The following is an 11,266-nucleotide window of genomic DNA, read 5'->3' as shown; positions in this document are numbered from 1 at the left end:
GTGTTCCGTGTGAGAGATGCCTCACTGTTGCTGCGGGAAGGTCCATACGTGCCCACAAACACTAAAGAGAATGAGAACTATACTCATTATCTTTATATGATCAAGTGTAAACAGGAGCAACAAAGTAAAAAGGGAGATGAGCGCGGGTTACTCTTTGCGGGCTTGCAACACAAAGGGGGAGTCAACCGGCATGCTTTTCAACACCGCAGGCTGGGCACCAGACAGCTCCGCCATCCCCAGCGCCGAAAAGACGCCGCTGTTGATGACCTCATCCGAAAACGGCACATTGCCGTTTTCCTGACGAATAATCGCCTTACTGAGGGCGCGTAATATCTCAGGCGAGGTTACATCCAGCCGGGTGGTGGGCGAGACGCCGAGCGCCTGGCTGACATTCTGGATATAGGCGGTGGTATCGTTATTATCCTGCGGTGGCGCCCAGCGGGAGATAATTTTGCTGATGGTATCCAGCCCGCGTCGCTGGTAGGAGAGCAGGTTGACCCCCAGCGCGCGTATCCCGTGTTCGGGGGTGGCAAAGGTGGCGAAACGCCCGTCAGTGCCATTCTGCCCCAGCCAGCTAAATGCCCAGCTGGCTTCCAGATTGCCGGGGTTGTTATTGCGAATCCCGCGAACACCTGCGCCTGGCGCCCGCCAGGCGGGACCGGAGCGGCTGTTTTTGTACGCTGACAGGCGATTCATCAACGCGATTTGCTTCTCACTCCAGCCCTGGATACGGGCGTACTGATCCAGCTGACCAAACGAGGCGGGCGTCGCGGCAACGGCGGTCTGGCGGGTATCAGCGGAATTGAGCGTCGGGATAGCGGGCTGCGAAACGATCGGTTGCGATGCGTGGGATACCTGCTGAAAAGAGGCCGGGACGCTGGTCTGCGACGCCCCTGAAGAGGCGGTCTGAGCCGATAGCGTCGCCACTTGCTGCGTGTTCATGCTCTGCTGCTGGACATAGTAATGCGCAATACCGGACATCATTCCCTCTGAAGACTCACCCGTTATCTGTTCGGGCGTTGCCGGGGTCGCGTCGCTTGCCCGGCCTGGAAAACTCAATGATTATTTTTTGTTGAGCATCGATTTCAGATCGGCAAAGGGGTTGTAGGTGGCTGCCCCCACATCCTTTTGCGCATCCTCGCCCGCCACCACGGTAGTTCCGTACATGTCGGCTTCGGTGTACTTCGAATGCTCGTGGTCATGGCAGAACAGGCACAGCAGCTCCCAGTTACTGCCATCCTCCGGGTTATTGGTGTGGTCATGATCGATATGGTGAACCGTCAGTTCACGCAGGTTTGAATAGACAAATTCCCGCGAGCAGCGTCCGCATACCCAGGGATAGATTTTGAGGGCTTTCTCACGGTAGCCGCTTTCCAGCCGCGCGTAGTTTTTGGGGATCAGAGCCATTGCCGGTGTTACCTGTCAGAAGGTGAGACGAGAATGCCCCTACTATATCGCAGAATGGAACCGAAGGTTAAACGAGGTTTCGCGCGATTTTGTAAACCGTTTTCTGGTCATTCGCCGCGGTTTCTTCAGCCAGCCCCTCGCGTACCAGCGCACGTAGATCCTTACGGGCAGTGTTATCGGAAATCCCGAGAGCCTCACTCACGTCAGCGGCGGTATAATCTGTTGTCGACGTTGCCAGCATGATATTCAGCAGAGTGACCTGGCGGGAGGTGAGGCGCGATAATGCACGCGACTCGAACAGGACCCGCTCAATGTTTGCCGCTCTGGTGACCAAATCGTCAACATGCCGCAATAGCTGGTCCAGGGCGCGGCGGATGATGCCGGACTGGTATTCCAGAAAATAGGTCAGGTCCATGCCGTCCGTTTCCGTGTACTGATAGCTTTGCGCATATTTCACCGGAGCGGCATAAAGCAGGCTGCTGATAGAGATGTATTTAAAGGCCTCGTACCCCGATTTCAGCATAAACCAGTAGAACAGCGCCCGGCTGGTGCGCCCGTTCCCGTCCCGGAAGGGATGCTCATGGGCAATCATAAAATGCAAAATGCACGCCTTTACCAGCGGATGAACATATTCCGCGGTACTGTTCACCCAGTCACAAATTCCCTGCAGGCGGGCAGGAAGGCGATCTGCCGCGGGCGGCTGGTGAATCACATTGCCGTCGTAGTCGGCGATCACGATATCGTTTGTCGTACGGAACTCGCCCGGCTGATATTTCGCGTTATTAATCCCTTCCATACCTGTCGCATGAAAACGGCGGATAAGATCGGGTGTCAGCGGTTCATTCAGCAGGTCGGGGATCTCTGCCATCAGCCGCGCATTTCCGGCGATCATATGCTCACCTTCGGTTCGCGGTGCCCGACCGGAACCCAACATCTTCCTGGCCACCAGCGTGGTGGTATTAGCCCCTTCCAGCTGCGAGCTGGTGATCGGTTCATCGAGTTGAAGCTGGATCAGAGCCGCTCCCGCGCCACGTAACCGGTATATCAGGTTATCCAGCGCCAGACGGGTGGCGTGTTTATCCACCCGTTCACAGGTGGCGGAGATGGCAGAAGTCAGCATGAATCCGGCCTGCTCTCCAGCCTCGTTACGGTAAGCGATCCGCTGTAGCGCAGCATCCCTGGCGCGGCGGGTCAATGTCCAGGCAAGCGCGACGTTATCGCGATAGGATAAACGGTGTCTGAATTCATCGAAGGGCAGATAGCGGCCTTTGTCGTCCGTAGTACGCGCGTAGTGCTGGTGGGCAACAATATCTGCGCCCGTCAGGGATTCTAACGGTATCAGTCTGGGAGGACGTTTTATGGACATACTTAAACTATCTCAAAATATCTCATATTTGAGCTAGTTTAACGTAGTTGCGTGAAAAAGCGTGCGCGGAGAGATCAATAAAAAGAGACGTTGGGGAACTAAAAGGTGCTTGAATGGCACGCCCTAAAGGATTCGAACCTTTGACCTACGGCTTAGAAGGCCGTTGCTCTATCCAACTGAGCTAAGGGCGCACAGAGAAGAAACTTCGCAGTGGTGAAGCGCGTGGAATTATACGGTCAACGCCGGTTGAGTCAATTGATTTTAGTACAATCCTCTTCCAGTTCATACCCATGCCCCTCCTCAGCGCCGCTTAACAGGAAAATCCGCAAAGTGTGACTGACAGCAGCGCGCGCTTCTGACAAAATATGCTCATCCCCCCTTTCACTCCTTACAGACGGAATCTTCTCTCTGATGGCAGCAAAGATTATTGACGGTAAAACGATTGCGCAGCAGGTGCGCTCTGAGGTTGCGGAAAAAGTGGCAGCACGTCTGGCCGCGGGAAAACGCGCCCCCGGGCTGGCGGTTGTGCTGGTCGGCAGCAACCCGGCTTCACAAATTTATGTCGGCAGCAAACGTAAAGCGTGCGAGGAGGTTGGCTTTCTCTCCCGCTCTTACGATCTGCCGGAAACCACCACGGAAGCAGAGCTGCTTGAGCTGATCGATACCCTGAACGCCGATAAAGCAATCGACGGCATTCTGGTTCAGCTGCCGCTGCCTGCGGGCATCGACAATGTGAAAGTGCTGGAACGTATCGCGCCAGACAAAGATGTGGACGGCTTCCACCCGTACAACGTGGGCCGCCTGTGCCAGCGCGCGCCTCGCCTGCGTCCCTGTACGCCGCGCGGCATTGTGACCCTGCTGGAGCGCTATAACATCGACACCTACGGCCTGAACGCCGTGGTGATTGGTGCGTCCAATATCGTCGGTCGCCCGATGAGCATGGAGCTGCTGCTGGCCGGCTGCACCACCACCGTCACCCACCGCTTTACTAAAAATCTGCGCCAGCACGTCGAAAATGCTGACCTGCTGATCGTGGCGGTCGGCAAGCCGGGCTTTATCCCGGGCGAGTGGATCAAGGAAGGCGCCATTGTGGTGGACGTGGGGATTAACCGTCTGGAGAGCGGCAAAGTGGTCGGCGATGTGGTGTTTGACGATGCCGCCGCCCGTGCCTCTTATATCACCCCGGTTCCGGGCGGCGTAGGCCCGATGACCGTTGCAACACTGATTCAGAATACTTTACAAGCATGCGTTGAGTATCACGACGTAGAGGAAGCGTAAGATGGCGACATTTTCATTAGGTAAACACCCGCATGTTGAGCTGTGCGATCTGCTGAAGCTCGAAGGCTGGAGCGAGAGCGGCGCCCAGGCGAAGATCGTTATTGCTGACGGTCTGGTCAAAGTTGATGGCGTGGTAGAAACCCGCAAGCGCTGCAAGATCGTAGCCGGACAGACTGTGAGTTTTGAAGGCCAGAGCGTCACCGTAACGGCCTGAGCCGTCTGATGCCCGGCGGCGCTGCGCTTGTCGGGCCTACATACGGGCTCTGTCTGTAGGCCGGGTAAGGCGCCAGCCGCCACCCGGCAATTCTCTTCACGATTCCCCCACGACCATCACGGTTAATTATCGATCAACTTCAAATAATCACTATTTCATCTGTTAAAAGGTGAGAATTCAGTTGCGCGGATTTCAGCCTTTCATCACGATAAGTAGAACGTTCTACTAAAACGTTCTACTCACTATAACAGCGCTCACAGAGCGCACTCGGGGGAAATCAGCATGAGTCTGATATCAGGGTTTGTTAAATCGCTGTCAAAATTGTCGATGATTGGTCGCGCATTAATGCTGCCGATCTCGCTGCTTCCCGCTGCGGGCCTGCTGCTGGCTTTCGGCGATAAATTCCACCTGCCGTTGATGATGAACGCGGGCGGCGTCATTTTTGATAACCTGCCGATGCTGTTTGCCATCGGCTCTGCCGTCGGCCTGGCGTCGGAATCGGGTATCGCCGCGCTGTCGGCAGCGGTGGCGGTGTTTGTCACCAACATCACCATTGGCACCGTGCTCGGCATTACGCCGGAGATGGCCTCCCAGGGCGGGAAATACGCCATGGTGGTGGGCATCCCGACCCTGCAGATGGGCGTCTTTGGCGGCCTGCTGTGCGGGATCCTCGCCGCGTGGTGTTATAACCGCTTCCACACCATGCAGCTGCCGGAGTTCCTCGGCTTCTTCTCCGGAAAGCGTTTTGTGGCGATCGCCACGGCGTTCCTCTCATTCGTGATGGGGCTGCTGCTGCCGTACGTCTGGCAGCATATCCAGGCCGGTATCGACGCGCTGTCGGTGATCGTTAACGGTGATAACCAGGCGGCCTCGACCTTTATCTTTGGTCTGGTGGAGCGTGCGCTGATCCCGCTGGGTCTGCACCATATCTGGTATCCATCGTTCTGGTACTCGTTCGGGGATTACACTACCCAGGCGGGCCAGGTGATCCACGGCGACCAGACCATCTGGTTCAAGATGCTGGAAGAAGGGGTGAAATCCTTCAGCAGCGATACCTACCAGAACGCCGGTAAATTCATGCAGGGCGAGTTCCCGCTGATGCTGTTCGCGCTGCCTGCGGCCTGTCTGGCGATGTACCACGAAGCGCACACCAAAAACAAAAAGATTGCCGCCGGTATTCTCTTCTCTGCGGCGCTGACCTGCTTCCTGACCGGGATCACCGAGCCGGTGGAGTTCACCTTTATCTTTGTGGCGCCGATCCTCTACGTCTTTAACGCCATCATGGCGGGCCTGGCCTACATGACCATGTACCTGCTGCATGCGCATATCGCCAAGTCCTTCTCCGCGGGCTTTATCGACTACCTGTCGTTCGGGATCCTGCCGTCGTTCAACGGCTACCAGACCAACTTCCTCAACGCCATTATCATCGGTGTCCCGATGGCGCTGATTTACTACTTCACCTTCCGCTTCGTGATCCGTCGTTTCGACGTGAAAACGCCGGGCCGCACTGAAGTGACAGCCAATGCGGACGATAAAACCGATACCGAAATCGCCAACGAAATCATCGGCCTGCTCGGTGGCGCGCAGAACATCAACTCTGTCGGCTCCTGCATCACCCGCCTGCGTCTGGAAGTGGCGAAGAGCGATGTGGTGGACAAAGACGGTCTGAACGGCCTCGGTGCACGCGGCGTGGTCTTCGTCGGTGATTCCGGCATTCAGGTTATCTTTGGCGCCCGGGCGCAGTTTATCGCCCAGACGATGTCCACCCTAATCGGTAAATAATAAGCTGCCTGTCCGACACGTCTCCTGTACTCTTACGGGAGGCGTTGTCTTATCAGGCATTTCAGGGAGAAGATGTGAAGAAGGTCAGCATCATTGATGTCGCCAGAGAGGCAGGGGTTTCGGTCTCTACCGTCTCGCTGGTTCTGCGTCAGAAAGGAAAGATCTCAGAGGCGACGATCGAAAAAGTCCACGCCGCCATCACCGCCCTGGGCTACGTGCATAACGTAGCCGCCGCCAATCTTCGCGCCAACACCTCCAACCTTATCGGCCTGATCCTGCGTGATTTCAGCGACAGCTTTTCCATTAAGGTAATGGCAAGCATCGTCCAGGAGCTGGAAAAGCAGGGATATATGGTCTTTCTCGGCCAGCCGCTGAACGACGGTGAGCATCTTGAGCGCTGCCTGCTCTCCTTTAAGCAGCAGGGCGTGGCCGGGGTGATCTATCTGGCTTCCGATACGCGCCATGCTACCTTACCTGACATGATCCGTGAGTGTCCGCTGCCGCTGGTGGCGGTCTCCCAGTCGCTGCTCAACGAAACCTGTAATCTGGTGATGCGCGATAACCGCCAGGCGGCGCATCTGGCGACCCGCTATCTGATTGAGCGGGGCCATCGCAATATCGCCTATATCGGCGGCCAGGAAGGCGACCTCATCCGCGAGCAGCGGCTGCTCGGTTTTCGCAGCGCGATGACACAAAACGGGCTGGTGTTCCGCGACGAATCCGCCCCCGCCTGCAGCGACGATACCCAGGCGGTTAGCTTCGCCACCCGTCAGCTGCTGGAGAAGAACAACACTATCACCGCCCTGCTCTGCCACTCCCCGGATGCGATGATCGGCTCTATCTCCGGGATCCATCACGTTGGCCGCACCGTGGGGAAAGATGTCTTCCTCACCCAGCAGGTGGCGCTGGTGGGGTTTGAAGATATGCTGCACGTCAACCTCACCTCCCCGTCGTTTACCTATGTCTCCTCCGCCAGCGAAGAGACGGGGCGTCAGGCGGCGGGGTTAATGATCCGCCAGCTAAAAGAGCCTGAGCTGCAAACCCAGCGCATTACTCTCTCCGGGCAACTCGTCGCCCGGGAATCGGCATAATTCAGATTTACGCCCGGCTCTGCGTTAAGCCGCGCTCTGCTATATTTCCATGATTTGCCATGGATAATCCTTATGCCAACCATTATTACCCACGCTGCTGTGCCGGTTTGCCTCGGCTTAGGGCTGGGCAGCCGGGTGATCCCCCCTCCCCTGCTGTTCGCCGGAATCGTTCTCGCCATGCTGCCGGATGCCGACGTACTCGCGTTTAAGTTTGGCGTCGCCTACGGCAATATTTTTGGTCATCGCGGGTTTACCCACTCGCTGCTGTTTGCCTTTGTGGTGCCGTTACTCTGCGTGCTGGTCGGGCGACGAGGGTTCCGGGCGGGGCTGGTGCGCTGCTGGCTGTTTTTAACCGTGTCGCTGCTGTCGCACAGCCTGCTGGACTCGGTGACGACGGGCGGGAAAGGGGTCGGCTGGCTGTGGCCGTGGTCGGATGAACGTTTCTTTGCGCCGTGGCAGGTGATTAAGGTCGCGCCTTTTGCGCTCTCTCGCTACACCACGCCGTACGGGCATCAGGTGATTATCTCGGAACTGCTGTGGGTGTGGCTGCCGGGGGTTATCGTGATGGGTTTGTTGTGGTGGAAGCGGCGTTAAAAAAGCCGGGTGGCGGCTGCGCCTTACCCGGCCTACATAATCCCATGCCCGGCAAGCGATGCGCCGCCGGGCCTGATGGACTTACTTACGGCGCCAGGTGGTGCCCTGCGGACCATCTTCCAGGATGATGCCCATCTCGGTGAGACGGTTACGCGCGGCATCGGCCGCGGCCCAGTCTTTCGCCTGACGCGCTTCCAGACGCGCCTTGATTAACGCTTCAATTTCAGCTACTTCGCCGTCATCCGTCTGCGCACCGCTCTGCAGGAACGCTTCCGGCGCCTGCTCCAGCAGACCCAGTACGCCAGACAGTTTACGCATATGAGAGGCCAGCGCATTAGCCGCATGCACATCTTCACCTTTCAGACGGTTCACTTCACGGGCCATATCGAACAGCACAGAGTAGGCTTCCGGGGTGTTGAAGTCGTCATTCATCGCCTCAACAAAACGGGCTTCAAACGCCTCGCCGCCCGCAGCCGCCACAGAGGTGTCGGTTCCGCGCAGGGCGGTGTAGAGACGCTCCAGGGCAGAACGCGCCTGCTTGAGGTTCTCTTCGCTGTAGTTCAGCTGGCTGCGATAGTGGCCGGACATGAGGAAGTAACGGATGGTTTCGGCATCGTAATACTTCAGCACGTCACGCACGGTAAAGAAGTTGCCCAGCGATTTGGACATCTTCTCCCGGTCAATCATCACCATCCCGGAGTGCATCCAGTAGTTCACATATTCGCCGTCATGGGCGCAGGTTGACTGGGCAATTTCGTTTTCATGGTGCGGGAACATCAGGTCTGAACCGCCGCCGTGAATATCGAAATGGTTACCCAGCTGTTTGCAGTTCATGGCCGAACACTCAATGTGCCAGCCCGGACGGCCCGCGCCCCACGGGGATGGCCAGCTTGGCTCACCCTCTTTCGACATCTTCCACAGCACGAAGTCCATCGGGTTGCGTTTAACCTCAACCACATCCACACGCGCCCCGGCCTGGAGCTGATCCAGATCCTGGCGGGAGAGCTGACCGTAATGCGGATCGGTCGGCACGTCGAACATCACGTCGCCATTGTCCGCCACGTAGGCGTGACCTTTGGCAATCAGCTGTTCGGTGATCTCAATGATCTCAGGAATATGGTGCGTCGCACGCGGCTCCATGTCCGGGCGCAGAATATTCAGGGCGTCGAAATCCTTGTGCATTTCGCCAATCATACGATCGACTAAATCGACAAAGTTTTCCCCATTTTCGTTCGCGCGTTTGATAATTTTGTCGTCGATATCGGTGATATTGCGTACATACTTAAGGTTGTACCCAAGGAAGCGCAGATAGCGCGACACCACGTCGAAGGCAACAAAAGTACGGCCATGGCCGATATGACAGAGATCGTAAACAGTAATACCACACACGTACATGCCGACTTCCCCGGCATGAATAGGTTTGAATTCCTCTTTTTGGCGCGTCAGTGTGTTGAAGATTTTTAACATCGAAGATTCCATGTGAGACGTGTGTGGGTGAAAACAGCATATTCTAATGGTAATTCAAACCCGAAGCAGCACGCAATGCAAGGTGATCGCGTCGTGAGGTTATGCTATAACAAGCGCTTATTGTGGCCCCTGGCGGGGTCGAAGCACCACTATAACGGAACAGGATGCAAAAATGGTTACTTTCCACACTAATCATGGCGATATCGTAATCAAAACCTTTGATGACAAAGCGCCTGAAACAGTTAAAAACTTCCTGGACTACTGCCGCGAAGGTTTCTACAACAACACCATTTTCCACCGTGTCATTAACGGCTTTATGATCCAGGGCGGCGGTTTTGAACCTGGCATGAAACAGAAAGAGACCAAAGAGGCTATCAAAAACGAAGCTAATAACGGTCTGAAAAACACCCGCGGTACCCTGGCAATGGCCCGTACTCAGGCGCCACACTCTGCCACCGCGCAGTTCTTCATTAACGTAGCAGACAACGACTTCCTGAACTTCTCTGGCGAAAGCCTGCAGGGTTGGGGCTACTGCGTGTTTGCAGAAGTGGTTGAAGGTATGGACGTGGTTGACAAGATCAAAGCCGTTTCTACTGGCCGCAGCGGCATGCACCAGGACGTTCCAAAAGAAGACGTTGTAATCACAAGCGTGACCGTCAGCGAATAATTCGTGGCGACACTCTTTATTGCAGATCTGCATCTGCAAACAGAAGAACCGGCGATCACCGCCGGTTTTCTGCGTTTTTTACAGGGTGAAGCCCGCCACGCCGATGCGCTTTACATCCTGGGGGATCTGTTCGAAGCCTGGATTGGCGACGACGATCCGAACCCGCTGCACCGCGAGATAGCGAGTGCGCTTAAAGCGCTGGTCGACTCTGGCGTCCCCTGCTTCTTTATCCACGGCAACCGCGACTTTCTGCTGGGCAAACGCTTCGCCCGTGAAAGCGGAATGATCCTGCTGGCGGAAGAGACCGTCCTCGACCTGTATGGCCGCCGCGTGCTGATAATGCATGGCGACACGCTCTGCACCGACGATACCGGCTATCTGGCGTTTCGTGCCAAAGTGCATACCCCCTGGATCCAGACGCTCTTTCTCGCCCTGCCGCTGTTTATTCGCAGCCGTATCGCCGCGAAAATGCGCGCCGGCAGTAAAGCCGCCAACAGCAGCAAATCGATGACCATCATGGACGTGAACCCGCAGGCGGTGGTCAGCGTGATGGAAAAACACCAGGTCCAGTGGCTGATCCACGGCCATACCCATCGCCCGGCCATGCATGACCTGACCGCCAACGGAGAGCAAGCCCACCGCGTGGTGTTAGGCGCCTGGCATAGCGAAGGATCGATGATTAAGGTCACGCCCGAAGGCGTGGAGCTGATCGCTTTCCCTTTCTGAAATCCCCCCGCCTGAAAATCATTCAATTTTTTTGAATTCTTCCCGCAAATTGTTTTGATTTTAATCACACTCTGGTCGGCCTATGATTACTCACATCAGGGCAACAACGCCCTACTCCAGACAAATCAGCTTAAGGAATACGACCATGAAATCCATCAAAACTTTCGTTGCAGTTGCCGCACTTTCTCTGATCTCTTTCGGTTCTTTTGCCCAGAGCGTGAGCGCCACCGCCTCTACCATTGACCGCGCCGAAGCTAAAATCGCCGCGCAGGCCGCTAAAGAGGGTGCCGCCTACAAAATCACCAGCGCCCAGTTCGACAACCGCGTGTATATGACCGCTGAACTGACTAAATAATTTAACGCATTGCCGTGCCGCCAGATAAGAGACAAGCGACAGCGACAACAGGATGAAGAAGGAAAAAAGAATGAAAAATATCACTATCGTCAGCACCCTGCTGCTGGCCGCTTCCCTCACCTCTGGCGCGATGGCCGCCGAGAACGCCTTATCCACCCCGGAGGCGGGTTCGAATATCGACACGGCAGTACATCAAAATCATATTGATGTGAGCCATGCCTTTGATAAAGAGAGCCTGACCGCAGGTAATCTCCTGTAAAATGTCAAAGTAACCTGTGAAAAGACCGCCTTTCGGCGGTTTTTTTGTGGCAGAAAGCAC

Annotated in this window: 13 protein-coding genes and 1 tRNA gene; 9 read left to right on the top strand and 5 right to left on the bottom strand. The window is 56.1% G+C overall.

Annotation, left to right across the window (positions count from 1 at the left end):
* Positions 1 to 147 precede the first annotated feature (147 nt).
* From C2U54_RS28085 to C2U54_RS10365, 4 genes are all read right to left on the bottom strand, one after another.
* Positions 148 to 942, bottom strand: a complete 795-nt coding sequence (locus C2U54_RS28085) for a hypothetical protein (protein ID WP_139156322.1) — start codon at positions 940 to 942, stop codon at positions 148 to 150.
* 120 nt (positions 943 to 1,062) lie between these two features.
* Positions 1,063 to 1,407 (bottom strand): HNH nuclease YajD, encoded by a 345-nt coding sequence (gene yajD, locus C2U54_RS10375; RefSeq protein ID WP_103178545.1) that lies wholly within the window; start codon positions 1,405 to 1,407, stop codon positions 1,063 to 1,065.
* A 67-nt stretch (positions 1,408 to 1,474) separates the two neighbouring features.
* Positions 1,475 to 2,773, bottom strand: a complete 1,299-nt coding sequence (locus tag C2U54_RS10370) for a Fic family protein (protein WP_103178544.1) — start codon at positions 2,771 to 2,773, stop codon at positions 1,475 to 1,477.
* A gap of 114 nt (positions 2,774 to 2,887) precedes the next feature.
* Positions 2,888 to 2,964: transfer RNA gene (locus C2U54_RS10365), tRNA-Arg, on the bottom strand.
* A gap of 220 nt (positions 2,965 to 3,184) precedes the next feature.
* On the opposite strand from C2U54_RS10365, the gene folD reads away from it, so the two are divergent.
* From folD to C2U54_RS10340, 5 genes are all read left to right on the top strand, one after another.
* The gene (folD, locus tag C2U54_RS10360) at positions 3,185 to 4,051 is read left to right on the top strand and encodes a bifunctional methylenetetrahydrofolate dehydrogenase/methenyltetrahydrofolate cyclohydrolase FolD (protein WP_103178543.1); all 867 of its coding nucleotides are present in this window, start codon (positions 3,185 to 3,187) and stop codon (positions 4,049 to 4,051) included.
* A gap of 1 nt (position 4,052) precedes the next feature.
* On the top strand, positions 4,053 to 4,265 hold the full coding sequence (gene ybcJ / locus C2U54_RS10355; RefSeq protein WP_023334767.1) for a ribosome-associated protein YbcJ: 213 nt from the start codon (positions 4,053 to 4,055) through the stop codon (positions 4,263 to 4,265).
* A gap of 282 nt (positions 4,266 to 4,547) precedes the next feature.
* The gene (locus C2U54_RS10350) at positions 4,548 to 6,047 is read left to right on the top strand and encodes a PTS transporter subunit EIIC (protein WP_103178542.1); all 1,500 of its coding nucleotides are present in this window, start codon (positions 4,548 to 4,550) and stop codon (positions 6,045 to 6,047) included.
* Positions 6,048 to 6,121: 74 nt separating this feature from the next.
* On the top strand, positions 6,122 to 7,138 hold the full coding sequence (gene malI / locus C2U54_RS10345; protein WP_103178541.1) for a Mal regulon transcriptional regulator MalI: 1,017 nt from the start codon (positions 6,122 to 6,124) through the stop codon (positions 7,136 to 7,138).
* Positions 7,139 to 7,210: 72 nt separating this feature from the next.
* Positions 7,211 to 7,732, top strand: coding sequence for a metal-dependent hydrolase (locus C2U54_RS10340; RefSeq protein WP_103178540.1), 522 nt, complete (start codon positions 7,211 to 7,213; stop codon positions 7,730 to 7,732).
* Between the two features lie 81 nt (positions 7,733 to 7,813).
* Here C2U54_RS10340 and cysS read toward each other — a convergent pair whose 3' ends face one another.
* Entirely contained in the window at positions 7,814 to 9,199 is a 1,386-nt protein-coding gene (gene cysS / locus C2U54_RS10335) for a cysteine--tRNA ligase (protein WP_103178539.1), read from the bottom strand.
* Between the two features lie 172 nt (positions 9,200 to 9,371).
* On the opposite strand from cysS, the gene ppiB reads away from it, so the two are divergent.
* The 4 genes from ppiB to C2U54_RS10315 all read left to right on the top strand — a co-directional run bounded on the left by ppiB (position 9,372) and on the right by C2U54_RS10315 (position 11,206).
* Positions 9,372 to 9,866: a peptidylprolyl isomerase B gene (gene ppiB, locus C2U54_RS10330; protein WP_020685026.1), complete on the top strand. Its 495-nt coding sequence runs from the start codon at positions 9,372 to 9,374 to the stop codon at positions 9,864 to 9,866.
* A 3-nt stretch (positions 9,867 to 9,869) separates the two neighbouring features.
* The gene (gene lpxH, locus C2U54_RS10325) at positions 9,870 to 10,592 is read left to right on the top strand and encodes a UDP-2,3-diacylglucosamine diphosphatase (RefSeq protein ID WP_103178538.1); all 723 of its coding nucleotides are present in this window, start codon (positions 9,870 to 9,872) and stop codon (positions 10,590 to 10,592) included.
* A gap of 145 nt (positions 10,593 to 10,737) precedes the next feature.
* Positions 10,738 to 10,947, top strand: coding sequence for a YdgH/BhsA/McbA-like domain containing protein (locus C2U54_RS10320; RefSeq protein WP_103178537.1), 210 nt, complete (start codon positions 10,738 to 10,740; stop codon positions 10,945 to 10,947).
* A gap of 70 nt (positions 10,948 to 11,017) precedes the next feature.
* Positions 11,018 to 11,206: a hypothetical protein gene (locus tag C2U54_RS10315; protein WP_103178536.1), complete on the top strand. Its 189-nt coding sequence runs from the start codon at positions 11,018 to 11,020 to the stop codon at positions 11,204 to 11,206.
* The last annotated feature ends 60 nt before the right edge of the window (positions 11,207 to 11,266 follow it).

Origin of the sequence: Leclercia sp. LSNIH1 (genome assembly GCF_002902985.1) — a bacterium.
In the GTDB taxonomy this organism is placed as follows: domain Bacteria; phylum Pseudomonadota; class Gammaproteobacteria; order Enterobacterales; family Enterobacteriaceae; genus Enterobacter.
The sequence above is the reverse complement of the archived record's forward strand: the minus strand, read 5'-3'. Positions and strand labels throughout refer to the sequence as shown.

What these genes read in the sequence shown, in the direction of transcription:
- C2U54_RS28085 (WP_139156322.1), bottom strand. Translation starts at nt 942, where the DNA reads ATGAACACGCAGCAAGTGGCGACGCTATCGGCTCAGACCGCCTCTTCA.
- yajD (WP_103178545.1), bottom strand. Translation starts at nt 1,407, where the DNA reads ATGGCTCTGATCCCCAAAAACTACGCGCGGCTGGAAAGCGGCTACCGT.
- C2U54_RS10370 (WP_103178544.1), bottom strand. Translation starts at nt 2,773, where the DNA reads ATGTCCATAAAACGTCCTCCCAGACTGATACCGTTAGAATCCCTGACG.
- folD (WP_103178543.1), top strand. Translation starts at nt 3,185, where the DNA reads ATGGCAGCAAAGATTATTGACGGTAAAACGATTGCGCAGCAGGTGCGC.
- ybcJ (WP_023334767.1), top strand. Translation starts at nt 4,053, where the DNA reads ATGGCGACATTTTCATTAGGTAAACACCCGCATGTTGAGCTGTGCGAT.
- C2U54_RS10350 (WP_103178542.1), top strand. Translation starts at nt 4,548, where the DNA reads ATGAGTCTGATATCAGGGTTTGTTAAATCGCTGTCAAAATTGTCGATG.
- C2U54_RS10340 (WP_103178540.1), top strand. Translation starts at nt 7,211, where the DNA reads ATGCCAACCATTATTACCCACGCTGCTGTGCCGGTTTGCCTCGGCTTA.
- cysS (WP_103178539.1), bottom strand. Translation starts at nt 9,199, where the DNA reads ATGTTAAAAATCTTCAACACACTGACGCGCCAAAAAGAGGAATTCAAA.
- ppiB (WP_020685026.1), top strand. Translation starts at nt 9,372, where the DNA reads ATGGTTACTTTCCACACTAATCATGGCGATATCGTAATCAAAACCTTT.
- C2U54_RS10320 (WP_103178537.1), top strand. Translation starts at nt 10,738, where the DNA reads ATGAAATCCATCAAAACTTTCGTTGCAGTTGCCGCACTTTCTCTGATC.
- C2U54_RS10315 (WP_103178536.1), top strand. Translation starts at nt 11,018, where the DNA reads ATGAAAAATATCACTATCGTCAGCACCCTGCTGCTGGCCGCTTCCCTC.